Annotated in this window: 24 protein-coding genes and 2 pseudogenes; 4 read left to right on the top strand and 22 right to left on the bottom strand. The window is 62.2% G+C overall.

Features of this window, described 5'->3' with window-relative positions; genetic code table 11:
• From JKL46_RS35805 to JKL46_RS27000, 13 genes and pseudogenes are all read right to left on the bottom strand, one after another.
• Nucleotides 1–110: pseudogene (locus JKL46_RS35805) on the bottom strand (BAX inhibitor (BI)-1/YccA family protein); the annotation flags it as partial.
• 758 nt (nucleotides 111–868) lie between these two features.
• A complete protein-coding gene (gene dhaK / locus JKL46_RS27055; protein ID WP_201839033.1) occupies nucleotides 869–1,858 on the bottom strand; it encodes a dihydroxyacetone kinase subunit DhaK in 990 nt (329 codons plus the stop codon).
• Nucleotides 1,855–2,292 (bottom strand): hypothetical protein, encoded by a 438-nt coding sequence (locus JKL46_RS27050; protein WP_201839032.1) that lies wholly within the window; start codon nucleotides 2,290–2,292, stop codon nucleotides 1,855–1,857. Before JKL46_RS27050 ends, dhaK begins: the two co-directional genes overlap by 4 nt.
• Nucleotides 2,289–3,896 carry a phosphoenolpyruvate--protein phosphotransferase gene (gene ptsP, locus JKL46_RS27045; protein WP_201839030.1) on the bottom strand — a complete coding sequence of 536 codons (1,608 nt, stop codon included), beginning with the start codon at nucleotides 3,894–3,896 and terminating at the stop codon, nucleotides 2,289–2,291. Before ptsP ends, JKL46_RS27050 begins: the two co-directional genes overlap by 4 nt.
• Before the next feature lie 5 nt (nucleotides 3,897–3,901).
• On the bottom strand, nucleotides 3,902–4,180 hold the full coding sequence (locus tag JKL46_RS27040; protein WP_201839028.1) for an HPr family phosphocarrier protein: 279 nt from the start codon (nucleotides 4,178–4,180) through the stop codon (nucleotides 3,902–3,904).
• 16 nt (nucleotides 4,181–4,196) lie between these two features.
• On the bottom strand, nucleotides 4,197–4,583 hold the full coding sequence (gene dhaM / locus JKL46_RS27035) for a dihydroxyacetone kinase phosphoryl donor subunit DhaM (RefSeq protein ID WP_201839026.1): 387 nt from the start codon (nucleotides 4,581–4,583) through the stop codon (nucleotides 4,197–4,199).
• Between the two features lie 3 nt (nucleotides 4,584–4,586).
• Nucleotides 4,587–5,213, bottom strand: coding sequence for a dihydroxyacetone kinase subunit DhaL (gene dhaL, locus JKL46_RS27030; RefSeq protein ID WP_201839024.1), 627 nt, complete (start codon nucleotides 5,211–5,213; stop codon nucleotides 4,587–4,589).
• An 8-nt stretch (nucleotides 5,214–5,221) separates the two neighbouring features.
• Nucleotides 5,222–6,250: an ABC transporter ATP-binding protein gene (locus tag JKL46_RS27025; RefSeq protein ID WP_201839022.1), complete on the bottom strand. Its 1,029-nt coding sequence runs from the start codon at nucleotides 6,248–6,250 to the stop codon at nucleotides 5,222–5,224.
• Nucleotides 6,243–7,343 (bottom strand): ABC transporter ATP-binding protein, encoded by a 1,101-nt coding sequence (locus JKL46_RS27020; RefSeq protein WP_201839020.1) that lies wholly within the window; start codon nucleotides 7,341–7,343, stop codon nucleotides 6,243–6,245. Before JKL46_RS27020 ends, JKL46_RS27025 begins: the two co-directional genes overlap by 8 nt.
• Before the next feature lie 4 nt (nucleotides 7,344–7,347).
• Nucleotides 7,348–7,548 carry a hypothetical protein gene (locus JKL46_RS27015; RefSeq protein WP_201839036.1) on the bottom strand — a complete coding sequence of 67 codons (201 nt, stop codon included), beginning with the start codon at nucleotides 7,546–7,548 and terminating at the stop codon, nucleotides 7,348–7,350.
• Complete coding sequence (locus JKL46_RS27010) at nucleotides 7,545–8,498, bottom strand: carbohydrate ABC transporter permease (protein ID WP_201839019.1); 954 nt, start codon at nucleotides 8,496–8,498, stop codon at nucleotides 7,545–7,547. Before JKL46_RS27010 ends, JKL46_RS27015 begins: the two co-directional genes overlap by 4 nt.
• A complete protein-coding gene (locus JKL46_RS27005; RefSeq protein ID WP_201839017.1) occupies nucleotides 8,495–9,457 on the bottom strand; it encodes a carbohydrate ABC transporter permease in 963 nt (320 codons plus the stop codon). Before JKL46_RS27005 ends, JKL46_RS27010 begins: the two co-directional genes overlap by 4 nt.
• 81 nt (nucleotides 9,458–9,538) lie before the next feature.
• Nucleotides 9,539–10,861 carry an ABC transporter substrate-binding protein gene (locus JKL46_RS27000; RefSeq protein WP_201839015.1) on the bottom strand — a complete coding sequence of 441 codons (1,323 nt, stop codon included), beginning with the start codon at nucleotides 10,859–10,861 and terminating at the stop codon, nucleotides 9,539–9,541.
• 832 nt (nucleotides 10,862–11,693) lie between these two features.
• On the opposite strand from JKL46_RS27000, the gene JKL46_RS26995 reads away from it, so the two are divergent.
• The gene (locus JKL46_RS26995) at nucleotides 11,694–12,995 is read left to right on the top strand and encodes a glycosyl hydrolase (RefSeq protein ID WP_201839014.1); all 1,302 of its coding nucleotides are present in this window, start codon (nucleotides 11,694–11,696) and stop codon (nucleotides 12,993–12,995) included.
• Nucleotides 12,996–13,046: 51 nt separating this feature from the next.
• Here the strand turns inward: JKL46_RS26995 and JKL46_RS26990 are convergent, their stop codons facing one another.
• From JKL46_RS26990 to JKL46_RS26955, 8 genes are all read right to left on the bottom strand, one after another.
• Nucleotides 13,047–14,123, bottom strand: coding sequence for an acyltransferase family protein (locus tag JKL46_RS26990; protein WP_201839013.1), 1,077 nt, complete (start codon nucleotides 14,121–14,123; stop codon nucleotides 13,047–13,049).
• Nucleotides 14,120–15,130, bottom strand: coding sequence for a glycoside hydrolase family 26 protein (locus tag JKL46_RS26985; RefSeq protein ID WP_201839012.1), 1,011 nt, complete (start codon nucleotides 15,128–15,130; stop codon nucleotides 14,120–14,122). The genes JKL46_RS26990 and JKL46_RS26985 overlap by 4 nt, the downstream gene beginning before the upstream one ends.
• Nucleotides 15,127–16,557 carry a UDP-glucose dehydrogenase family protein gene (locus tag JKL46_RS26980; RefSeq protein ID WP_201839011.1) on the bottom strand — a complete coding sequence of 477 codons (1,431 nt, stop codon included), beginning with the start codon at nucleotides 16,555–16,557 and terminating at the stop codon, nucleotides 15,127–15,129. Before JKL46_RS26980 ends, JKL46_RS26985 begins: the two co-directional genes overlap by 4 nt.
• A gap of 53 nt (nucleotides 16,558–16,610) precedes the next feature.
• On the bottom strand, nucleotides 16,611–17,135 hold the full coding sequence (locus JKL46_RS26975; RefSeq protein ID WP_201839010.1) for a DUF995 domain-containing protein: 525 nt from the start codon (nucleotides 17,133–17,135) through the stop codon (nucleotides 16,611–16,613).
• A 43-nt stretch (nucleotides 17,136–17,178) separates the two neighbouring features.
• On the bottom strand, nucleotides 17,179–18,024 hold the full coding sequence (locus JKL46_RS36965) for a DUF995 domain-containing protein (protein WP_201839008.1): 846 nt from the start codon (nucleotides 18,022–18,024) through the stop codon (nucleotides 17,179–17,181).
• Nucleotides 18,021–19,769 (bottom strand): glycosyltransferase family 2 protein, encoded by a 1,749-nt coding sequence (locus JKL46_RS26965; protein WP_246529557.1) that lies wholly within the window; start codon nucleotides 19,767–19,769, stop codon nucleotides 18,021–18,023. Before JKL46_RS26965 ends, JKL46_RS36965 begins: the two co-directional genes overlap by 4 nt.
• Nucleotides 19,770–19,891: 122 nt before the next feature.
• Nucleotides 19,892–20,878 carry a UDP-glucose 4-epimerase GalE gene (gene galE, locus JKL46_RS26960; protein ID WP_201839006.1) on the bottom strand — a complete coding sequence of 329 codons (987 nt, stop codon included), beginning with the start codon at nucleotides 20,876–20,878 and terminating at the stop codon, nucleotides 19,892–19,894.
• The gene (locus tag JKL46_RS26955) at nucleotides 20,875–21,933 is read right to left on the bottom strand and encodes a UDP-glucuronic acid decarboxylase family protein (RefSeq protein ID WP_246529554.1); all 1,059 of its coding nucleotides are present in this window, start codon (nucleotides 21,931–21,933) and stop codon (nucleotides 20,875–20,877) included. The genes galE and JKL46_RS26955 overlap by 4 nt, the downstream gene beginning before the upstream one ends.
• A 945-nt stretch (nucleotides 21,934–22,878) precedes the next feature.
• On the opposite strand from JKL46_RS26955, the gene JKL46_RS26950 reads away from it, so the two are divergent.
• Nucleotides 22,879–23,634 (top strand): GDSL-type esterase/lipase family protein, encoded by a 756-nt coding sequence (locus tag JKL46_RS26950; protein ID WP_201839005.1) that lies wholly within the window; start codon nucleotides 22,879–22,881, stop codon nucleotides 23,632–23,634.
• 135 nt (nucleotides 23,635–23,769) lie between these two features.
• On the opposite strand, the pseudogene JKL46_RS36960 reads toward JKL46_RS26950, so the two are convergent.
• Nucleotides 23,770–23,874 (bottom strand): annotated as a pseudogene (locus JKL46_RS36960) (IS6 family transposase); the annotation flags it as partial.
• 17 nt (nucleotides 23,875–23,891) lie between these two features.
• On the opposite strand from JKL46_RS36960, the gene JKL46_RS26945 reads away from it, so the two are divergent.
• Nucleotides 23,892–24,161 carry a putative quinol monooxygenase gene (locus JKL46_RS26945; RefSeq protein WP_201839004.1) on the top strand — a complete coding sequence of 90 codons (270 nt, stop codon included), beginning with the start codon at nucleotides 23,892–23,894 and terminating at the stop codon, nucleotides 24,159–24,161.
• Nucleotides 24,162–24,222: 61 nt separating this feature from the next.
• The gene (locus tag JKL46_RS35800) at nucleotides 24,223–24,495 is read left to right on the top strand and encodes a transcriptional repressor (RefSeq protein WP_425493311.1); all 273 of its coding nucleotides are present in this window, start codon (nucleotides 24,223–24,225) and stop codon (nucleotides 24,493–24,495) included.
• Nucleotides 24,496–24,610: the final 115 nt, after the last annotated feature.

Raw genomic sequence — 24,610 nt, 5'->3', positions numbered from 1 at the left:
AAGGCGAAGAAGGTGCCGCGGGCCGCAGCCGCCGACATCCGGTCCATCCGGAACGAGAAGAAGAAGATGAAAGCCAGCGGCGCCAAGGCCACGACCCACATCCGAGGTGTCACGTCAACCGACCCGATGGTGTGAGCATCAAATGAGGCGGTTCACGTCAGCCGGGCATGTGCAATAGTTCCTCTCCACCCACACCGCGATCCACAATCATTTCCGACTCCGCCGACACTGCCTTTCCGCCAGTGAGTACCGCATTGCCCGCGATTGCGCCTTCGCCACGTGGCGCGATGCGACAGGAGCGACCCTTTTGGGTTGACCTGACGGCCTTGCCAGCGTCAGCTTTGTCATTCGGAATCAACTTGATGGAGTGGACGCTCCCTGCTCACCGGCATCAAAGTGCCAAAGGGTGGTCGTCATGAAGAGGGCCACAAGGAGAGGGAGCGTCCGCCGGGATCAGGCAAACCCGGGCTCCTGTCAGAGCTTCGAGCTCGCCAAGTTGTAAGGGAGCTGATCTGCGGACTTACATCAGGGCCCGCGGCCACACGAGCCGCACTCACAGGCCGTAGATATGACTGCCGCGACCACTTGCACCCACGTTCAACAAAGCCCTTGCCGGCAGGGAGCGTCCAGATATGACAGTACCGTGTGGCGGATGGTCATGGATCTCAATTTGCCGGTGCAGATCATTGCTGGGCCAATCGTGCGGGCGCCCTCAAAGTCGGGCAGAGCGACATGGAACTCTCCAGGTCTGGACACAAGCCCCCCACAGCCTGAACGCTGACCCCGCCTCAACCGCTCCAACCCACTCTCCAGCAGTATCTAATCCGAAGCAAGTCCAGACGATGCACTCGGCACCGATGCGGCGTGGTCACGCGCCCCATCGCAGCGCGGCCGTGTGCACTGGCTGATCCCAAAGCCGAATCAATGTATCATCCAGCACTGTCACGGTGAGGGAACAACCGGCCATGTCGAGCGAGGTCACATAGGGGCCGACGAGCGAGCGAGCGAGGATTGCGCCGGCGTCGTCGAGGAGGCGCTTCGCGCTGTTGAACATCAGGTAAAGCTCCATCGCGGGCGTGCCGCCGAAGCCGTTCACGAAGAGGAGGATCGGGGTGCCCGGTCTGATCGTAAGATCCGCCAGGATCGGCGCCATCAAGTCCTCAGCGATCTGATCCGCCTTTTCGAGGCGAATACGGCGCCGACCCGGCTCACCGTGGATCCCGACGCCAAATTCCATCTCGTCGTCTGAAATCTCGAAAGTCGGCTTTCCGGCCGCCGGTACAGTGCAGGATGTCAGTGCAACGCCCATCGAGCGGGTTTGGCTATTGACCTGCTGTCCAAGATTCTGGAGCTCCGCGAGACCTGCCTTCGACTCGGCGGCTGCGCCGATCATTTTCTCGACGACGAGGGTGCCGGCGACGCCGCGCCGGCCAGTCGTGTAGAGGGAGTTCTCGACCGCGACGTCATCATCTGTGACGACGGTCAGAACCTCGCGGCCCGCCATCTCGACGGCCATCTCGAAGTTCATCACGTCGCCTTCGTAGTTTTTGACGATGAAGAGGCATCCAGCGCCGGCGTCGACAGCCTCGGCGGCTTCCAGCATCTGGTCCGGCGTCGGCGAGGTGAATACCTGGCCGGGGCACGCCGCGTCGAGCATACCAAGTCCGACGAAGCCAGAATGAAGCGGTTCGTGGCCCGACCCGCCGCCCGAGATCAGCGCAACCTTGCCGGGCGTGAGGGAGCGGCGCCTGACGAACTTCCGCTCAGGCCCGAGGACAACGATGTCCGCATGAGCGGCAGCGAACCCATCGAGGCTTTCGGACAGGACCGTATGGACATCGTTGACGAACTTCTTCATGACTCCCTCCGCTCTGAGGTGTGAATGATGTGGGCGATGCGCCGGGCCATCTCTTCCATCAGGTCTTCGAGGGCGCGATTGCGTTTCGCATTGCCGAGGTCCGGAACATCGATAGCGATACGCCGGGTGGCCGGCCCGTGCCCGACCGTCACCAGGCGGCGCGGATGGGCGGCGTGATAGGCGTCCAGGAAGGCCTGCCGCTCCGCGGGCGAGAAGTGGCAGACCTCGAAGATAACCGAGAGGTGCTGCACCGGCACCGGCACCGGATAGACCGGGTTCGTGATTTGCGAGACGAAGCTGCGGTTCTTATTGAGCGCGATGGCAAGGCGTTGCCGCGTCCCGGACGGTCGGCGATCGAGCAGGTCCGCCAGAATTTGCTTGTAGACGCCGACTGCATCGGTCTTCGTCGCCTTGTCGGCCGAGCGAGACGTCATCGCTCGCCTTCCCGGAGGTCGATGGCAGCGATCGCGGCCTTCGTCGTCGCCAAGAGGGTCGGCGCGACGGAGACGGTACGCAGCCCGCACCGCAGGAACAGCGGCAGCATGCGGGGATCGGCCCCGGCATCCCCGCAGAGGGACACCTTGCGGCCGCTCCTCGCCCCGTGAGCGGCGACCTCTTCAATGAGGCGCAGCACCGCCGGATGGGCGGGATCGGCGAGGGACACAACTGAGGCGAGGTCGCGGCTCGCAGCCGTGACATATTGGGTCAGATCGTTCGAGCCGATGGAAAAGAAATCGGCGTCGAAGAGATCAATCGCGATGGCGGCCGCGGGCACCTCAACCATCATGCCGAGCGGCGGCCGTCGATGGGGCAGGCCTTCTGCAGACAACGAGGCCACCGCCTCGTCGAGAAGCGCGCGGGACGCGGACAGTTCCTCCCTGACTGTCACCATCGGTACCATGATCTCGATGCCTCCATAGGCGGCCGCGCGGGCGAGCGCTCGAAGTTGTGTTCTGAACAGATCCCGGTGTTTGAGAGTGAGGCGAACGCCGCGAAGGCCGAGGAACGGGTTCGTTTCGCCGTTCTCGGTCAGACCCGGGATCGGCTTGTCGCCGCCCGCGTCCAGTGTGCGGATGATGACGGGCTTGCCGGACGCCCATTCGGCGATGCGCCGGTAGATTGCGACCTGACTTTCCTCGTCGGGCAGCCCGCGGCCGCCGAACAGGAGTTCCGTCCGCACCAGCCCGATGCCGTCGCAGGATGCGAGGTCAAGCGCGTCGAGTTCCGCCAGATCGGCGATATTGACCTGTACGGCGATCGGCGTGCCGTCTGCAGTCACGGCGGGCTTCAGACGGTACACAGCATGACGGGCCACGGTGTCGGCCGTCGCCATCTCAAGCGATCGGAACGCGTCTAGGTCTGCCGCATCGGGGCCAACCAAAACAAGCCCCGTCGCGCCGTCCACGATCGCCTCGGATGGGGTTGATCCGAGCGTATCGGCGGAGATCCTCACGCCGACCACCATCGGCACGCCGCGCCCTCGCGCCAGGGTGGCCACATGGCTCATCGGACTCCCGCCGGCGAGGACGATGGCGCCTCCAGTCCAGTCGGTGGCGAGGAAGCGGGAGGGCGTTACGTTGTCGGCGAAGACAACGGACCCGGGCGGGATCGTGCAGGCACCAGCCCCCGTCAGCGCGTCAAGGACCCGATCCCGCATATCCTCGAGATCGGTCGCCCGGGCGCGGAAATACTCGTCGTCGGCGGCCGCGTAGCCCGCGATCTCTCGGTCGAGGGCGCTGCGCCAGGCGTGATCCGCCGGGATGCCGGCCGCAATCTCCGCGAAGGCATCGGCCGAGAGAGCGTCATCCTCCAGCATGGCGATCTGGAAACCCAGGATCTCGGCGCCCGCGTCGCCGGCCTCTGCGGCGAGAAGGTTCAGCGCCTCGATCGCGGTCCGGATCGCCGTGCGCAAGGCACCGGCCTCGAATGCCGGGTCGCCGGTGACCCGAGGTTCGCCGCCGGCCCGATCAAGGAGCGCGACTGGCCCGCGCGCCAGTCCCGGCGCGGCGGGGCGACCGACGAGGCGGGTGGCAGGCATGGTCGTCACTCCTCGTCGAACTTGCGCTCGACGAGATTGACGACGGCCGCGACCGCGGCCTGCGCATCCTCGCCCTCGGCGCGTACATGGACGACCGAGCCCTTCCCGGCCTTGACCCGCATCACCTGAACAGGGCTCTTCGCATCGGACCACGGACCATCCGGAGCGAGCGCGAGCTCGACATTCGCCCGGAAGCTCTTGGCGACCTGGGTGAGCTTCACCGATGGGCGCGCATGGAGCCCGACAGCGTTCGTGAGCATCATATTGGCCGAGGCCCTGTTCATCTCGTCACTCCGACCCTCACGGGCTCAACTCCTCGGCGGTGCGCTTGACGGTCTCGAGAGATGAGCCTCCCGACGATTCCGCGGCGGCGATCACAGCCCCTTCCACGATGGGCGCGTTGCAGACCACAACTTTGCCGCGCCGATTCTCCGGCAGCATCTCGACCGCCATTTCGCTGTTCGTCTCGGCGCCACCAAGATCAACCAGAATGGCGACGCCCGCCGGCGACCAGGCGCGTTCGATTGCAGCCATAATCCCCTCGACCGAGGTGCCCAGGCCTCCATCGAGATTGCCGCCCGTATGGGCGACCGGAACGGTATCGCCCACCATCTGGCGGACCATCTCGGACGCGCCCTCCGCCACCTTCGGCGAATGGGAGACGATCACGATGCCCACATTCGCCATGCCTCACCCCTCCAGCGTGTCGCAGATCGCCGCGACGAAGAGAGCCGCCGAACGCGCGCCCGGATCCACATGGCCGATCGAGCGCTCGCCGAGGAACGAGGCGCGGCCGCGGAGCGCCTGTATCGGCCTTGTCGCTTCGGCGGCGCGCAGCGCCTCGGCTTTGATGGCGCACAGGTCCGCGCCCTCGGCGAGCTTCGCCTGAACGGGCGCGAGAACGTCAAGCATGGTCTTCTGGGCCAGATCGGACTTGCCTCGCGCCTTGACGGCCTCAATGGCGGCAGCGAACGCTGCCGCCAAGTCGCCGCGCGAGGGAGACGCAGGCATGTGCTTCCCGAGTTCGAGCGCCAGCGTGCCGTAGAGCGGGCCAGAGGCCCCGCCGACCTTCATGACCAGTTTCATGCCGATAGCCTTCAGCATCTCGCCGAGAGGCTTGCCTCGCAGTTGCGGGAGATCGGCTAGCACAGCCTCAAGGCCGCGCTTCATGTTGATCCCGTGATCGCCGTCGCCGATCGCCTGGTCGAGGGCGGTCAATTCGTCAGTATGCCCGATCACCGCCTCAGCGGCTGCGCGGACGATCCGAAGGGTGAGGTCGGACTCGGCTCGTTCGCTCGTGTGCAAGGCGGGTTCCATGGTGTGCCTCATACCGTGATTCGCTGGCCAGCATCATCGAAGAACAGAGGGCGTGCGAGTGCCACGGAGACGCGGTCCCCGACGCTCAGCCCGCTCTCCGGGTCGGCGAGGGTCACGAGCTCCATGTCCCCGACCTTCAGGTGCAGATGGTTCTGGTCGCCCAGATGCTCGATCCACGACAGCGAGCCGACAAGGTTTGATGCCTGCGCGGACCCGCCCGCCTTGCTGAGGCGCAGATGCTCGGTCCGCGCGCCGATCAGCACAGCTCGAGGCGGCGCGGGCAGGTCCGGAATGAGACCGCGCGGGATGAGGTTCACGACCGGATGACCGAGCCGTGTCGCCACATGGATCGTCGACGGGTTCTCGTAGATGTCGCGGGGCGTCCCGACCTGGACGAGCCGTCCCGCCTCCATCACGCCGATGCGGTCGGCCATGGTCATGGCCTCGATCTGATCGTGAGTGACATAGAGGATCGTCGCGCCCAGCTCCTGCTGGATCCGGACGAGTTCGAGGCGCAGATCGGCCCGGAGCTTCGCGTCAAGGGATGAGAGAGGCTCGTCCATGAGGTAGGCCGATGGCCGGCGCACGAGCGCGCGACCGATGGCGACGCGCTGCATCTGGCCACCCGAGAGACGTGTCGCCGGGCTCTGCAGTTTGTCATCGATATGCAGAAGGCGGGCGATCTCCGTCACGCGCGCCCGGATCGCATCCTCAGCCATGCGACATAAGGGCGAGCGCAGCGGGAAAGCGAGATTGTCGTAAACGGACAGGTGCGGATAGAGCGAGTATTGCTGGAACACGAAGGCGACATCACGCAGCGCCGGATCGGCGCTCGTTCGATCCACTCCGCCAATCCGGATCGATCCGACATCGGCCCGTTCAAGGCCGGCAGCGAGGCGCAGGGTTGTCGTTTTGCCGGCGCCGGTCGGACCGAGGAGGACGACGAACTCTCCGTCCGCAATGGTGAGCGACAGGTCGGCGACGGCCTCCACGTCCTTGAAGCGCTTCGAGATCCGGACGAATTCGACGCTAGCCATGAAGCAGCCCTCCCTCGTGCAGGGCCGTGCGGATCGCCCGGCCCGTGGCCCCGTCGAAGATCGAGAGCTTGTCGGGCTTCAGCGTGAGGCCGACCTGCCGGCCCCGCGGCACGACCGAGTCCGCGGGCAACCTGGCGCGGATCCGTCCGCGGGCCGTCCGGATGGTCACGATCTGCGTCGTGCCGAGATATTCCGACCCGTAGACCTCACCGCGCAGCCATCCTTCGTCCGAGATGCGGACATGCTCCGGCCGGACGCCGAGGACATGCTCGCCGTCGGCCCGGTCTTCCAGAAGTTTCGGCACCGGCTGGCTGCGGTCGCCGACGCGGATCTCCCGTTGGCCGCGGGCCAGCGCTCCCACGAAGTTGATGAAGTTCATCGGCGGAGAGCCGATGAAGCCAGCGACGAACAGCGTCGCCGGCCGGTCATAGATCTCCTGCGGTGATCCGAACTGCTCGATCACACCCTGGTTCATCACCACGATGCGATCCGCCATCGACATGGCCTCGAGCTGGTCGTGGGTGACATAGACCGTCGTCGCCTTGAGCCGGTCATGGAGTGTGCGAAGCTCGCCGCACATGAGATGCCGGAACTCCGCGTCGAGCGCGCCGAGCGGCTCGTCCATCATGAACGCCGCGGGCTCTCGCACAATCGCGCGGCCGAGCGCCACCCGCTGGCGGTCGCCCGAGGAAAGGCCGGATACGGAGCGATCCAGCAGGTGGCCGATGCGCAGGATCCGGGCCGCTTCGGCGACCCGCTTGGCGATGTCGGCCTTCGGCATTCCGATGTTGCGCAAGGGATACTCGATGTTCCGGCGCACGTTCATGTGCGGATAGAGCGCGAAGAGCTGGAATACGAAGGCGATGTCGCGCTCCGAGGCTCGTTTGTACGTCACATCCTCACCGGCAAGGTTGATCGAGCCCGAAGTCGGGAGTTCGAGTCCAGCGATCATCCGCAGGGTCGTCGTCTTGCCGCAACCTGACGGCCCGAGAAGGCAGACGAATTGACCATCATCCACAGTGAACGAAGAGTCTCGAACCGCGATGAACTCGCCGAAGGTCTTGTTGAGGTCCCGGACGTCGATCGTGGCCATCACCTTACTCCGGAAGCTTCGAACCGATGAGAAACATCACCGTGCCGACGAGCGTCGTTGGGAAGGACCAGCCGTATAGAGTGAGCGAGAGGGGCTGCATCAGCATGACGACCCCGAGTGCGATGACGACGGTCGCGGCAGCCTCGGCGATGCCGCGCGGGGAGAGGCGCTTGCGCCGCGAGGTCCTGGCGGGTTCCCGCATCATTTGCGCACCGCTCCGAAGGTGATGCCACGCAGGAGATGCTTGCGGAGCAGCACGGTGAAGATCACGATCGGCACGAGAAAGAGCGTGGTTCCGGCCGCCACCGCTGGCCAGTCCTGCCCGCCTTCGCCGATGATGATCGGGATGAAGGGCGGCGCGGTCTGCGCCTCGCCCGAGGTGAGCAGCACCGCGAACGCATACTCGTTCCACGCGAAGATCAGGCAAAAGATCGCGGTCGCGGCAATCCCGGTCACAGCCTGCGGCAGGACCACCTTGCGGAAGGCCTGCAGACGCGAGTAGCCGTCGATCATCGCGGCCTCCTCGTACTCGCGCGGGATCTCGTCGATGAAGCCTTTAAGCAGCCAGACGGCCAACGATACATTGACAGCCGTATAGAGCAGGATCATGCCGAGCTTCGTATCCTGCAGGCCGAGTTCCCGGTACATGAGATAGATCGGGATCGCGACCGCGATCGGCGGCATCATACGGGTCGAGAGGATGAAGAACAGCAGGTCGTCCTTGAGCGGCACCCGGAAGCGCGAGAACCCGTAGGCCGAGAGGGTGCCGAGGAACACTGCGAGGGCGGTCGACCCGAAGGCAATGACGACGGAGTTCCAGAAGCGCGGGACGAACTTTGATTCGGACACCACCACCAAATTCCGGGCGCGCGCGATCGACTCGCATGTCCCCGACGGCGGCGGGAGGCTTGCCAGATACTCGGCGGTCTGGCGCGAGCGGGTGGTGAAGAGATTGCAATAGCCCTCGAGGGTGGGATCGAACACGATCTTCGGCGGGTACGAAATCGAGTCCGGGGGCGACTTGAAGCCCGTCAGCACGATCCAGCCGAGCGGCACCATGGTGATGATCGCGTACAGGACGACCAGGATGCCCGCGATGCGCTTCGTCAGCGACGACGGCTCGACGACTGAATGGGCTGTGACGTTGTCGCTCATCTCTGCTTCAACCGGTTGAGCGCTTTCACGTAGATGTTGGCAAGGCCGAAGACCGTGACGAACAGAATGATCGCGAAGGCGGAGGAGTAGCCGGTGCGCCATTTCTCAAACGCCTCGCGCTTCAGCGTAATCGAGGCGACCTCCGTCGTCGAGCCCGGCCCGCCGCCGGTGAGAAGGTTGACCATGTCGAACATCTTGAAGTTCTCGATGGCGCGAAACAGCACCGCCAGCATGATGAAGGGCGCCGCCATCGGCAACGTGATCGTCCAGAACTGGCGCCATTTCGACGCTCGGTCGACCTCGGCGGCCTCATAGATATAATCTGGGATGGAGCGCAGCCCCGCGAGGCAGATGAGCATCACGTACGGCGTCCACATCCAGGTGTCGACGAGCACGATGGCCCACGGCGAAAGCGTCAGGTCGCCCAGCATCTGGAATGAGGAGGGCGGGATGCCGGTGAAGAACGACACGACGTAATTGAACAGGCCGATCTGCGGCTGATACAGGAAGGTCCAGAAATTCCCGACAACCGCCGGCGAAAGCATCATTGGCAGGAGGATGACCGTCGTCCATAGCCCGTGGCCGCGGAACTTCTTGTCGACGAGCCAGGCAAGGGCGAAGCCGAGTACTGTCTGAATCAGGATCGTGGCGATTACGAACCGTGCGGTGACCTGCATGGCCGCCCACACATCCGGGCTCGTCAGAATGTCGTTGTAATGCTGCAGCCCGACATCGCGCAGCGGCACGTTCATCCGGTTGGCGCGGTAGTTCGTGAATGAGAGGCGGACCGTCCAGATCAACGGGAAGACGTTGATGGCCAGAAGCAGGACGATCGTCGGCGCGATGAAGAGCCAAGCGATCGTCCGGTCCGAGAGACTGCGCACGCGCCGGGCGGGTGCCGCCGGCGTGACGGTGGCGACCTTCTCGGCAAATCGCATCGGGGACGCCTCGACGTTCATGGCAGTGCCAATCCGGTTGCGGTCGAAACTCTTGGCGACACGAGGCGGGCGGGCCCTCTCGTGTCGCCTGATCGAGTGGCGTTAGATCTTGCCTTCCTCAGTGAAGGTCTTTTGCCAGTCCTTCACGAGGAGATCGAGCGCCTCCTTCGCGGTGCCCTTGTCGGCGACCACATAGTCATGCACGCGCTTCTGCATGTCGAGGAGGAGCTGCGCGTAGGCTGGCTCCTGCCAGAAGTCTTTGACGCCGCCCATGGCCTTCAGGAAGTCGGCCGCGAAGGGGGCGGACTTGGTGAAGTTCGGATCCTCGACGACGGCCTTGTGGACCGCATAGCCGCCGAGCGACCACCACTTCTTCTGAACGTCGGGTTGCGCGAACCACTTGATGTAAGCAAGCGCCTCCGCCTGGTTCGGCGAGTAGGAGACGACGGAGATGCCCTGACCCCCGAGCGTCGAGGCCTCGACCTTCTGGGCCGGATTGACGAAGAAGCCGATCTTGTCGCCGCCCACCTTTTCGTCTTTCGAAAGCCCGGGGAAGAAGGCGAACCAGTTCATCTGCATCGCCACCTGTCCCGACTTGAAGGCGTCGAGGCCCTCCTGCATGTAGGCGTTGGTGTAGCCTGGCGGCGTGCAGCATTTGTAGAGCGACTTGTAGAACTCGAGGGCCTCGACCGCGTCCTTGGAGTTGGTGAACCCGGCCATGGCGTAGGGCTTCTTCGGATCGTCGTACTGCAGACCCCAGGCATACAGTGCCGCCGTAGCGCCCATGGTGATGCCCTCCGAGCCGCGCTCGGTGAAGATCGCGGCCCCATACACGGTCTTGCCGTCGATCTGGCGGTTCTGGAAGAACTCGGCGACTTGCTTTAGTTCAGTCCAGGTCTTCGGCGGGGCGAGGTCGCGATTGTATTTCTGCTTGAACTCGGCCTGCAGCTCGGGGCGGGAGAACCAGTCCTTCCGGTAGGTCCAGCCGAGGGCGTCGCCCATCGCGGGCAGCGCATAATAGTTCGGCGAGCCCTTCGGCCACGTCGAGTAGGCGTAGACCGTCGCCGGGAGGAAGTCATCCATCTTGATGCCTTCCTTGGCGAAGAAGTCGTTGAGCTTCACGTAGTGCTTGTTCTCGGCCGAGCCGCCGATCCACTGCGAATCGCCGATGATGAGATCACACAGCTTGCCCTTGGAGTTCAGCTCGTTGAGCATGCGGTCGGCGAAGTTCGGCCAAGGCACGAACTCGAATTTCATGTTCACGCCAGCCTTCGCCGTAAAGTCCTTCGAGAGCTCGACGAGGGCGTTCGCCGGGTCCCAGGCGGCCCAGCACAGGGTGATGGTCTTCCCCTGTGCGTGCGCAGCGCCGGCCCCGCAAACGAGCGAGGTCGCCAACGCACCCGCAGCAATGGTGAGCGTCTTCATACGTCCCTCCGTGATCGGTTCAGAGAAACCGCTCCGGCCGATGGGCCGATAACGGCATCGGGCCGCCGCAGAAAGACCGGCGGGGGGGAAGTCTCGATCGTGCGATTCCTCACCGACCCCGAGGGGCCTCGCCGGTGGACCGGCTTGTTTAGTGATTTGTTCAGTAACGCATATTTTTACTAAACTTACAAGTGGGTATCACTGCTGTCCAGTCGAGGCCGGAAGATGTTTGCGCAAGACGGCATCCGGGAGGCTCGAGCAAGATTTGCTCCCAAACATACGGTAACGCAGTACGTAGCAAGAACGTGGGTTGGTGAGCTGACCGAATGGCCTTCGCAAGTGTGGAATTTAGCTTGGATCTTGATGATCAACGACAACGACAGGGGTCGCAGACAGGCTGCCGATTAACTGCCCCACACTTCCTCCTGCTCTCCTTCCTTCGCGAGGGGTCAGTCGTCAGTGCTGCTTCACAGTCTGCCCAAATAATCTCATGCCCTCCTTCACGGCAGAGGGGCAGGGAGTGAAGTGCAGACCTTCTCACGGCCGCGCTTAAAGCCTGAGGTTGACTTGCCATATACCTTTGGGGTTGGCGCGGGCATGAACTGTGCGATCTTGCGTTGCCTGCCCATGCTGCGTCTGACTTCGGGCGGTCACGCAAAGCAGTTGTCATGGGCACTCTCTATGGCCCTTCTGAGGCCACATGACAAAGCGTCTTGGTGTTTGACGAAGTAAACTCCAAAGCGTATCACAATGCGGCTGCGATTCAGGTAAGTACATTTTCATAATTGCTCGAACTGCAGCGGACTGACGAATTGATAAAGTAGGTATTGCGGTGGCAGATAACAAAATAGACAATCCTGATAAAATCGGCATTGGAACTTGGGACAAGGACAACCTTGGGACGGCCCTGAACAACGTTGATCAACTCAGCTTCAACTGGTACTATACTTGGCGGGGTGCGCCGCTCTGGGACAATGATTCGACACCAGAAAACGCAATGTTCGTGCCGATGATCTGGGACGAGACCCACATGGCGGCCCTGAAATCCCTTCCAATCGGAGCGGGCCCTTTGCTGGGCTTCAATGAGCCGGACCATCCGGATCAGGCCAATATGACCGTCGAGCAGGCGCTTGCGCTCTGGCCGGAGCTCATCGCCACGGGCAAGCGGCTTGGATCGCCCGCGCCGACCACGACGGGCGCGCTCGGCGAGAACTCCTGGCTCGGCCGCTTCATGAGCCAGGCGGAGGCCAAGAACTACAAGGTCGACTTCATTACGATCCACTACTACTCCGACACCAAGGACGTTGGGGCCTTCCAGACCTACCTTGAGGCGGTCTACAAACAATACGGCAAGCCGATCTGGGTGACGGAATGGGCCTTGGCCGACTGGAATAACCCAGGGCGGTTCACGGCACAGGAGCAGGCCGACTTCGCCAAAGCCGCCACGCTGATGCTGGACGACCTGCCTTTTGTGGAGCGGCACTCTTGGTTCGCATCCTATGCCGGCGGCGACGGCTGGTATCTCAACAATGAAGTCTGGGGCCGGGATGGAATGCTCACCCCGGTTGGCCAGATGTTCGCGGAACTGACATCACCGGATGCACCTTCAGCCTCCGAGCCGCCCCAAACTGGCTCGGCCGGCGCTCTGACCGGGACGAGCGGGAGCGACGTCCTGACGGGAACCGCGGGCAACGACACAATCAATGGCCTGGACGGCAACGACTGGATCCATGGCAGGGCGGGAGACGATGCCATCAGCGGCGGGTCGGGGCAGGACACCCTGATCGGCGCCGAGGGCCGCGATGTGCTGACGGGCGGACTTGGAAAGGACGCCTTCTTGTTCGGATCTCCCCTTGGAGATGCGAACGTCGATCGCATAACCGACTTCAACGTGGCCGATGACACGATCCATATGGACAACATCGTTTTCACGGCTCTGAAGGACGGGCGCCTCGCCAAAGGGGTGCTCTGGATGGGATCGGTGGCTCACGATGCCGATGATCGCGTGATCTATGATCGCGCAACAGGCAATCTCTGGTACGACACGGACGGCACGGGCATGGCGGTAGCCGTCAAGTTCGCTATCCTGTCACCGGGTCTAAAGCTGACAGCCTCTGATTTCCTCGTCGTCTGATGCCAAGGCCTGGTGCGGTTCCAATCCTCTCAGGATAGCATCAGGACTGGGTCACACCGGCGAACCATCCGGAACGGAAAGCCGCTCGTCCATCGACGCATGAGGGACGAGCGGTTTCCTCCCGGATCTCGGCGCGAACAGCCTCAGCGCGGGCTTCTCGACAAGATGCCACGACACGAATCCGAGTGCGAGTGCCGCGGGGAGTGAGACGGCGAAGATCTCCCACCACTGCGCCCCCTCGCCGAGCCACGCCCGCACCAGTTGCTGGACAGGCCAGCCATACAGGTAGGTTCCATATGAGAGGTCGCCGAACCGGGCCGCGTTGCCGAGATTGATCGGCGCGGTGGTGCCGAGGTAGGCGATCAGATAGGCGGCCAGAAGCGGAAATGCGTAGTCCAGGATGCAGAGGTACGTGGCCCCGGCCAGCAGCACGAGGCAGATGAGCGCCAAACTGCCGGCCGGACGGTGGTACCGCAATACGAAGTACATTATCATGCCAGCGAAGAAGCATGGCGCCACCAGGATGAAGTTCCCCATGAACTTGTTGAAGCCCCAGAAGCCGAAGTACTGCATGCACAGGACCGCGTAGAACAGAAGGGCGGCCATGGTGAGGTTCAATCCGCCGATGCAGAACAGGAGCGCAATGAGACCGTAGGAGAGTACCTCCTGTTGGATTGTCCAGAGAGATCCATTGAGAATGGTCCCGAGATAGATCGGTGAGGGATACAGCTCGAGTCCGTTGAAGTAAGGGCCATCACTGATGAGACTGAGGGAGGCGAGCACCATCCGGCCATGCTCCGCCAGGAACTGCAGCCACGTGCCCTCGTAGAACCACTCAACGGCAACCAGAATGGTGAGCACGTTGCACACGAGAAGGCCCGGGACGATGCGGCCGAGACGCTTCAGAGAAAAGGCCGAAAGCGACCGAGCGTCCATCATGCTCTGTGTGACGAGGAGGCCACTGAGAATGAAGAAGATGAAGACGCCGTAGATGGCCAAGATGTGCCCAAAGGGTCCGGCAAAGGGTTCGTTGCGCTCATGGCCCTCGGCAATGAAGAACGAGTGGGAGAAGATGACGCTGGAGGCCGCGATCAGCCTCAGGGTGTCGAAGTTCCGGTAGCGGGTCATGAGGGATTTCCGTTCAGGTCGCGGGGGGAGATGCGCCAGTCGGGGGAGCCGAAGGGCGGAGGCCAGTGGTGTGGTTCGGGTGCGTTGAAGTAGACGACAGCATCCACGTCCGGAAACCTGGCATCCCTCCTGGTGAGGCTATCGAGCCATTGACGACGGTAGGTAGTGTTGCCGGAGACGCCAACCTCCGCCACGATGATCGGCTTGCCAAAGCGCTCAATCCGCCCATGGAGCGTCTCCAACGCTTGCTGATAAGTCTGGGCGGCACCGTATTGATGGATGTCCCACGCACGGTAGCCGTAAAGGCCAAGCCCGACGTAGTCGACAAAGGAATCTCCGGGATAGTATCGGGCGAGATGTGGCATGCCCTTCGGCGACCAGATGAAACGCGCGGTTGGTGCCGAGGCACGACATCGATCAACGAAGTAGCGATATGCTGAGATATACTCCTCGGGCCGCCGGTTGGCCCAGGGATACCGCCCGCTCTGGTCGTCCATCTCATGGCCCCAACGGACCAGCACGGGCGCCTCTGCGTCCACGAACTCCTGACAGATCGTCGTGATCTCGTGGTCGAACTTGCCGGCGATGATCTCGTAGGCAAGGGCGTTGCCACCGTCCGTCCAGTTCTCCGCCCTCGTCCACGGCTCGACCGTTACCATCAGCTGCCGGCGCTGCTCACGAGCATAGCGTGCGAGGGAGCGGAACTCGTCCGGCTTGAAGACCTGCCAGTGCACGAAGACGTGCTCGATAGAGATGTTGCCCGCGTTCGCGAACGCCCGACCCGGGTCATAAACACCGAACCGGATTGGCGCTGGTGCGTGCAGCAGCCAGGCTCCGCCGACCCCGACCAATCCCACTCCAGCAACCGCCAGTACAGGGCCGCGGATAGGACTGCGGCGGTCGCTGACCTGCCCGAGCATCCGCCAGACCCATTGCCGCACCGCATCGAAAATGCGGCGCGGCCGCCCCATGGGGGCAGGGTTGCGAATGCCGACCAGCTTGCTCATGCGACGATCGGGGACGGATAGAGTTCGCCTTGCCCACGTGGGACAGGGCTATGGAAGACTGGAAGCATCGAGGGCTCCTCCACTGCCGTAGGCAGGGCATGACCATCCAGCGTGACCTGCTCCGCTCCAAGCCCAATGCCCGTGAAGCGGAAGCCGAACCTCTCCACCGTGTCCGATCGGTAAGCGTTGCGCAGGTCGACGAAGACTGGCTGGCGGACAAGGCCGCGGACCCGCCTGAGGTCGAGCTGGCGCAGACTGTCCCACTCGGTCATCAGCACGACGGCATCGGCACTTGCCACGCAGGCGTAGGGATCGTCGAAGAACTCGACGTCATCGAGATAGCGCCGCGCCTGCTCGGTCCCTACCGGATCGTGGGCACGGACAGTCGCCCCGCCTCGCTGGAGCGCCTCGATGAGCGACAGCGATGGCGACTCGCGCATGTCATCGGTGTCGGGCTTGAACGTGAGGCCGAGCACGGCGACGGTCATGCCCTCGACTGATCCGCCCACGGCATCGATGACCTTGCGCGCCATGGCCCGCTTGCGCGCGTCGTTGACGGCGACTGTGTCCTCGACAAGACGAAGCGTGATCCCATGATCCTGCGCCGTGCGGAGCAGCGCGAGCGTGTCCTTCGGGAAGCACGAGCCCCCATATCCCGGTCCAGGCTGGAGGAATTTGCCGCCGATGCGGTTGTCGAGGCCGATGCCGTTCGCCACCTCGCGCACGTCGGCCCCGACGGCCTCGCAGAGATTCGCGATCTCGTTGATGAAGGTAATCTTTGTCGCGAGGAAGGCATTCGCCGTATACTTGATGAGCTCCGCCGTGCGCCGTCCGGCAAACAGGATCGGGGACGCATTTCCCGTCAGGGGGCGATAGAGTTCCGCCATCACGGCCCGAGCCTGTTGGCTGTTGCTGCCGACCACGACCCGGTCGGGCTTCATGAAGTCGTCGACGGCTGCCCCCTCGCGCAAGAACTCGGGGTTCGACACTACGGAGACCGTAGCCCCGGAATTCTCGCGGCGGATGATCCGCTCGATGGCATCTCCCGTTCCAACCGGCACGGTCGACTTGGTGACGATGACCGTGTAACCCTGCACCGCTCGGGCGATCTCGCCGGTAGCGGCGAACACATACGACAGGTCTGCCTGGCCGTCTGCAGCGCGGGCCGGCGTGCCGACCGCAATGAAGACGACCTCGGCGGTGGACACCGCAGCCTTGAGATCGGTGGTGAAGGAGAGGCGCCCAGCCTCGGCGTTGGTCCGAACCATTTCCTCAAGACCGGGTTCGTAGATCGGCAGCTTGCCCTTGAGCAGGCCCGCGATCTTGCCTTCATCCTTGTCGACGCAGGTAACGCTGTGGCCGATCTCGGCAAAGCACGTGCCCGAGACAAGCCCCACGTAGCCGGTTCCGATGATTGCGACTCTCATGATATCAATCTCCTGTATGGATGTCCGTTGGCTGGGATTGGTCGATGCGAGGACTAGCGATCGAAAACCGCCTTCAGCCGTTTGGCCTGTGACGTAACCATGTCGCTGGGGCTGAACTTGGCGTACTCGTTCTGGGGAAGGGGCACTTTGGCAGTCCTGAAGGTGTACCAGTCACCGTCCGGCAGAACGCGCTGGAAGATCGCCTCGCCAAGCACCTTGTGCTGGAAGCACTTGCCATCCGACTTGGTCTTCTTGCCGACGTGCCACGTGGCGTCAAAGCACATGACGCCGTTGTCGTTGACGGACCATTGCCCTTCGGCGTAGGTGGAGTTGGCGACGGACTTTGCCGGGACGAAAGCGGTGAACCGGCCGTCCCTGTGCAGGTATCCTCCGCCTTCATCCCAACGCCAAGTCTTGTCGCCGTAGAGTTCGAGCAATTCGCGCGAGTTCATCATCCGCGGCAATTCGTATGTTTGTGCCACACTAAGCGATGGGACGGCTATGGCCGCAGCCGCGAATATTGCAGCGGTGAGCACTCTGCCGATGACCGTCTGCCGTCTCGATTCCTTGTGTGTCATAGGTCTCTCCTCTGTAGGTTTGTTCAAACGTCCTTGAATGGGGTCACTGCGATGGCTCTGCCTCGGTCGGCGGCTGGGCGGGCTTATGGACTGGCAGAGCGGTCGCCTCCCGAGCGACCGCCCCTGAGGCTGGGGCCTCCGCTGTCGGATGTCCTTCCGCGGACGAATACGGCCGCGGGGGCAGTCTTCCGTCCGTCGGGGCCGACCTATCCTCGCCCGTACCTGTAGCGGGAGATCCCAAGGTCGGTGCTGCGGATGGAAGAATGGGTGGCTCCTTCGGACCCGCGGGGACTGGGCCAGTCTCCCCTGGCCCAGTCGGCGTGGCCGCCGGATCCGTGACCGTCACCGGCGCGGCATCCGAGGGCATGCTCAGGGGCTGGGACGGCGCCAGCCTTGCAAAGGCTGCCTCGAGTCTCGCAATCTTGGCGGTGACCCTGTCGCCGCGCACCAGCTTCCTGAATTCATCTTTGGCGGCGACAGGAGTATGCCTGAACTCGTACCATGGTCCGGAGGGATTCTTCCTCTGGTAGATGGTTCGCCCGAGGCTTCGGTGCATGAAACACGTGGTGGATCCCTTGGCTCCGCTAAGGACGTGCCAAGTGGCCTCGAAGCACATGCTTCCATCGCCCGTGGCATACCACCGGCCCTTCGCGTAGCTGGACTTGGCGGTGCTGGATCCGCTCCACGCGAGGAAGCTCCCATCTGCCGCGAAGTGTCCGGCGCCGTTCGTCCACAGCCATGTGCGGTCCCCGTACAGGGTCTGCACCTGCTTCGCCGACATAGCCTTCCCGGGTGGACGCGTCGGCGTGGCTGCCTCGGCGGTGGCAGCAAGGGCAAAGATCGTGCACAGGGTTGCCGTTGCCAATGGCACGATAACAGGGTTTGTCATGATCGGATCTCCTTGCGTGCCGAATGTCGGATGAGGGGAGTATCGGTTCTCAGCCAGGCCCGGCCAGGGATCTGCTCGAGCGCCTGCCCGAAGCCGAAGGCGATACCGGTCAGGCCCTGCGGGATACGACGCGGCATCGCGAGGCATGGGACCAGGATCATCGCCGCTATCACCACGGCTGGGACGCAATTGGCCCGTCCAATCGCGATGGAGTCACCCGGCCGCAGGATGCCGTTCTCGGTGCAGTGCCGGACGAGGATCGTGACCGTCAGGATCGCGTAGAGGACGCAGTTGATGATGGTAAAGACGTAGAAGCCGGCCGAGCTTTCACGATGGTCGAGCAGGAGCGCAGGCAACCCCGACGCGAGCGATAAGAACGCGTAGGGCAGGACCGCCCGGGCCGGCAGAGGAGGTGTTTCGGCCGTGCCCTTTGGGGTGACGCGAAAGTCGACGATCGTGCCGGTCCACCAGTCGCGCATAGCGGCTGCCGTGCCAAGCAGCGACCAAGGCCAGCGCGCGAACAGGAAGAGTGTGCCCTCCCAACTGATGACCTTGCCATCAACTGGGCGTCCCCATCCGCTGCGGGCAAGGCAGGCTACGATGAGCACCAGCGCGAGCGTTCCGATCCCGAAGTGAAGCATAAATTCGGGATAGGTGACTCCCACGATGTTCGCATCGAGGACCAGCGCGACGATCGGAACGACAAACATCAGCGGCATGATGAGCGAGAACAGCGGATACCAGAGCTGGCAGAACAGGAACTGGAGCTTCAGCCGCCAGGGCAGGTGGTGCAGCAGTCCGGGCGTGAATTCGAGCAGGATCATCATCAGACTACGCGACCACTGGAACTCCTGCGTCACCATGTCGGCGAAGGTCTGCGGGCCATCGCCATGGGCGATCGCGTTGACCGCGTGGACGCCACGCCAGCCGCGAGCATTCATGAACAGCGTCGTCGAGTGGTCCTCGGCAAGTTCGGGACCAAGACCGCCCATCTCCTTCAGAGCCTTGGTTCGCACCGCATAGTGTGAGCCGATGCACAATGGCGCGAGGCCGCCATTGTAGCCGGCCTGGAGCGCTCCGTGCAGCATCGCCTCCGCATACAGGCGGCCACGCGCTGACCAGCTTCCTAAGGCGTTCCGATCGCAAATGCTTGGCGCCGAGACATAGCCGATGCGTGGATCCCCGAACGGCCTGAGCATCTCCTCCAAGTAAGTCTCGTCTGGCACATGATCGGCATCGAGCTGCGCGACGAAGTCGTAGTTCTCGTAGCCAAAGTGGTCGTAGAAGTAGGCAAGGTTGCCTTCCTTGCAGCGCGTGCGGCGTGGCCAGGTCTTGCGGTGGTAATCCTCGCGCCCCTTGCGGGTCGAGATCCGGACCCCATGCGCCTCGCACCAGGCGATTGTTTCGGGCACGGGATCCTCGTCAGCGAGCCATGCGTCGTGCGGATAGGTCTGACGGAGCATGGCCTCCAAGGTCTCCCGTACGACCGGGAAGGGCTCGGACGGAGCCTTGGTCACCACCATTGCGACGCGGTAACCCCGGGGCACCGGCCGCGCTGGATTTGGCATGCGGCCGTTGAGAAAGATGAAAACGAAGTACAGAGGCAGGAGCGTCAGCCACGCGAGGATCAGGGTGGTGACGGCGTAGCGGATTGCGCCGATGTTGTGCTCAGGCCGCAGCCACCACTCCCAGAAGTAGACCAGCGTAGCGAACCAGACCGCAGCGAGCATCCAATACCCGACCATCCGGTACCCGGTGAACAGTGGCACGAGCAGGGGCTGCTCCTCGGGTGCCGCTGCGTTGATGGGCCTGACCGGAGGGAGGGAGGAAAGCCCCTCCCTCAGGGGTTCGTGTTCGAGGACCAGGGTCATGAGCGGGCCTCAAGGTTGAAGAACCGGGCTGCCGTTCGGATGATGGTATCCACATCCGAGAGGTCAGCCTTGAACCCGAGGTTTTCCCGGGCAAGTGACGGGTTCGCAAAGAGGATCGGAGGATCGCCGGCCCGGCGTGGCTCGAACCGCACGGGAACCTGCCGACCTGTGACCTGCTCGATGGCGGTCAGGATCTCTTTGATCGAGATTCCACGCCCCGTACCGAGATTGGCGGCAAGGTTCTCGCCCCCCTTGAGGAGATGGAGCACCGCGGCCACGTGCGCCTTGGCGAGGTCTGATACATGGATGTAGTCGCGGATGCAGGTTCCGTCCGGAGTCGGATAGTCATCTCCGAACACGGACAGATGGGACAACCTCCCTGCCGCTGCCATCAGGGCCCGCGGGATAAGGTGCGTCTCAGGATCATGCCGCTCCCCAATCTCGCCACCTGGGTCTGCACCGCAGGCGTTGAAATAGCGCAATGCGACGTAGCGCATCCCGTAGGCCGCTGCGTAGTCGGCGAGCATCTGCTCGCCGATGAGCTTGCTGCGCCCGTAGGGATTGATCGGATCCTGCGGTGAGTCCTCGCGGATCGGTAGGCTTTCCGGAATGCCATACGTGGCGCACGAACTGGAGAAGATGACATTCAGCAAGCCGGCGCCACGGCAGGCATCGAGGAGCGTCTGCGTACCGAGAACGTTGTTGCGATAATACTTGGCGGGCTCGGTGACCGACTCGCCGACATAGGCATGGGCCGCGAAATGGATGACGGCGGCGGGATCATACCGTCTCAAGGTTTCGACAAGAGCTTCTCGGTCGAGGATGTCACCGGCGGCCAGGGGTCCCCAACGCACCGCATCTCGGTGTCCTGCAATGAGATTGTCATAGGCGACCGGGTCAAACCCGTTCTGTGCAAGGGCCTTGCAGGTATGGCTTCCGATGTAGCCGGCCCCGCCGGTGACAAGAATACGGGTCCTGCTCATGCGACCACCTCGCGGTACTCGCGCTGGTAGGCGCCCGTGGCCGAGGATGCACGCAGCAACTCGTCGAAGTAGCTAATGGTCAGGCGCAGTCCGTCCACGAGCTTGATCCGAGGTGCCCATCCGAGTTCGCGCTTGGCTACGTCGATGTCTGGGCGTCTCTGGCGCGGGTCATCGACGGGCAGTGGCCGGTGGACAACGCGTGACCGAGAATTGACGAGGTCTATGACGATCTCGGCGAGTTCGAGCATCGTGAACTCACCGGGATTCCCGATGTTGACCGGCCCCGTCACCTCATCTGGCGCGTTCATGAGGCGTACAAATCCATCGATCAGATCATCGACGTAGCAGAAGGATCGCGTCTGGGTTCCGTCACCATAGACGGTGATGTCCTCACCCTTCAGAGCTTGGACAATGAAGTTGGAAACAACACGCCCGTCCTCTGGGTGCATGCAGGGGCCGTAGGTGTTGAAGATGCGGACCACCTTGATGCGGACGTCATGGTTGCGCGCATAATCGAAGAACAACGTCTCAGCGCAGCGCTTGCCCTCATCATAGCAGGAGCGCGGACCGATCGGATTGACGTTGCCCCAGTACGCTTCAGGCTGCGGGTGAACATCGGGATCGCCGTAAATCTCAGATGTCGAGGCTTGAAACACCTTGATGCCCCGGCTTCGAGCCAGTTCGAGGACGTTCAGCGCGCCGAGCACGCTCGTGCGCATCGTCTTGACAGGGTCTGCCTGATAGTGCGGCGGTGACGCAGGGCAAGCCAGATTATAAATCTCGTCCACGTCGGCGGCGAAGGGGGCTGCGACGTCCTGCGTAACGACGTGAAAACGACTACTGTCGCGCAGTCTCCGGATGTTGCGTTCCTGACCCGTGGAGAAGTCGTCGAGGCACGTTACCTCGTGTCCCTCATTGAGCAAGCGCTCGCACAGGTGAGAACCGAGAAATCCCGCACCTCCAGTGACAAGGATCCTCCGGTGGGAGGTGATCGAGGGAATCGCAATTCCCGGCAGGATCCTCAACACGTTCGTCGCTTCAGTTTTTGCGGTCATTGTGGTCTCCAGGTTTGTTGTAGGCATGAGTGATCGTTCCCTGCCGACGTGCTCGTCGGCGGGCATTGCAAAGTCTGCGTTCGAATGCAGTGACGTGATCGGAGGTCTTATTGCGACCGATGACCCAGGGAAGACGAGGCGGTACCTAAAACAGTAGCGAGGGCACGCTAGGTGTCATCGAAAGGATCCCATCGGACCGATTGGTGTCGGACACCCGCAGGGATCGCTCTGACGTAGCCATTGTGGACCGGCGCTGCCTGGCGGAATAACGCAACAGTGCGGACAAAAATCGGCCTTGCAACGATCGTGCAAACAAGCAGAGAAGAAAGATAATCTTCTTCGAAAAATTGAGCATGCATAACCATACCTCCTCGCTCGAGACACGAAGTTGGAAGAAGGTCCTGGCGTTGATTTTTTGGAATGTTTCCCCTGCCCGTTGTCGCGATGGCGATTTCGTGTACGGGCAATTTTTCTATGATTGATCCTGCCTCGACATCGCGCCGAAGATCAATACGAGATCCTTGAACGCGATCGATTACGGGATTCCTTCGTAGGGTGTATTGGGGCTCCCCACGCTGAAGCAAACACCAATTCCATCAGGTGGTTTTGAACGGTCCTTGTGCAGGAGGGGCATTGTGGAGGCAGGCATTGCCTCATCGGCAATCACAGGATGCTTATCTCACAGCCAACGGACAACCATATTACTAACACTTTTTTTCTCTTCGGCGTTGTAGAAAGGCGAAGGCAAAGACAAAAGCAGACGGGTTAGAGTTCGTGCATTCTCTGGCCGAGCAATGCTCGGCTCAGTCTGGGAGCAATGTGAAGGCGCTCCCGTAGCATCTCTCTGTCAGCTCGATAGCATGAACTTCCGCTCGAGTTCGGACTTAAGGCTCAGACCCATATTGGAAGGCACGCTCTATGGCTTTGCATTTAGTGAGAATTCTAATGCTTGCTTGGATCTCGGCCGCTCTCGTCGGCACATCTTTCTCAGCTGAGCGTCATCAGGAAACCAGGATTCTGGCTATGGGGGATTCGATAACCGATGGAGACGGGAAGCATGATTCCTATCGTCGACATCTCTGGCACCTGCTTAAAGACGCAGGATACAAAGTGGAATTTCTCGGCTCGCGGCACCTGAACGGCTATTATAATGCGCAGCCACCGAACCCCGACTTCGATATGGATCATGAAGGGCACAGCGGGTGGACGACCCGAAACTTCCTGTCCGAACTATCGGGTTCGAATGAAGGACGGGGCCGGCTTGGCGACTGGCTGTCCACGCACACTCCCGACATCGTGCTGCTTCACATTGGCACAAATGACATCCTTACGTGCGAGGATACCGCCGGCATTGTTGCAAGAATAAAGAAGATGGCCGATGTCACTCACACCATGATACCATCGTCAACGATTTTGATTTCAACTTTGATACCACTGGGGAATGCCCGTTCTCTTGGCTTTGATGACAAGTATTGCGGTGGCAGAGAAGGGCTCAATACAGCCGTTAATGAACTCAATGATGGGTTGGAAGCTGTCCTAGCGAAAGTTGAGCAAGTTAGAATAGTCGGAGCCAACCGCAGAATTGATCCGACAAGCGACCTGTATGATGGCATTCATCCCAATGCATCTGGCGAGCGGAAAATTGCCGAGGCATGGTTTGTTGCGCTGAACGCTCTACTGACGCACGCGTCCACTCGCTGAAGCGGTTTTAGAATAACAGCAGGGCATCGCCGGGGTGAATGATCTAACCTTAAGGAACCCTGAGGAGCATGAGTTATTGTGGGTTCCGTTGCAACTCCTAACGGCGATCAACTGAAGGTCCGACAAGGAAGCAGGTTACGCGGCTGCGCCGAACAGGGTAGCAATGAAGTCGCGCTGAGCACCCATATCATTCGCTGGGGCTCTTGCAATCTGTCCCTTGCGGATCATTGCCATTGCCTGTGCCACTGGAAGCCAAAATGGGGAAAGAGGAAGAGGCGGCCGAGTTCCTCCGTTCCGCATTGCCCCTCGTTGAAGAGGAGGCAGGCACGACAACATGGTACGCTGTGCGGTTTGATCATAATTCGTTCGCGATCTTCGATGCGTTCCCCGATGAGGCCGCTCGAGATGCTCATCTGACAGGGAAGGTCGCTGTGGCTCTGATCCAACGCGCTCCTGAGCTCTTTGTCGATCCCCCCGAGATTCAACGCCTGGAGATTCTTGCATACAAGCCCCATCGGGCAACTTAGGGATTTCGATAGGGCGCTTAGTCAGCAAAGAGGAGGGGTTGCTGCGCTCGGAGGGAACCATTTGGCGACCGCCTACAGCACCCTGGACCGGTTCACGGAGGCCGGCCTCCGTCACCGGTTCGCAGTAGATCGGGCCAAGGCCTACTTCGACATCAACCCGACCGAGCATCACCAGTTCTTCCTCGAGAAAGAGGGTGAGATCGTCGACATGCCCTCCTTGGGCCCGAGCGTCGCCGACCTGCCCGAGGTATGGAAGTGGATGGCGTCGAGGTCATCGTCCGCCTGCTCAATGCGCCGCCTGTTTGATGCTGTATCATCGAGGCGAGCTGGCTAAAAAGCCGAATTCGCGGCGCTGCTTCAAAGGCTCGGGACGCCGGCTGTTCGCGCGCAGGCGTGGGCGCAAGCTTCTGTCCGTCCTCTGCGAGCAATTGTCGGGCATCGGATATGTC

It is taken from the genome of Microvirga zambiensis WSM3693, assembly GCF_016735695.1.
Taxonomy (GTDB): Bacteria; Pseudomonadota; Alphaproteobacteria; order Rhizobiales; family Beijerinckiaceae; genus Microvirga; species Microvirga zambiensis.
Note: the sequence above shows the minus strand (reverse complement) of the source record. Positions and strands in the feature narration are given on the sequence as shown.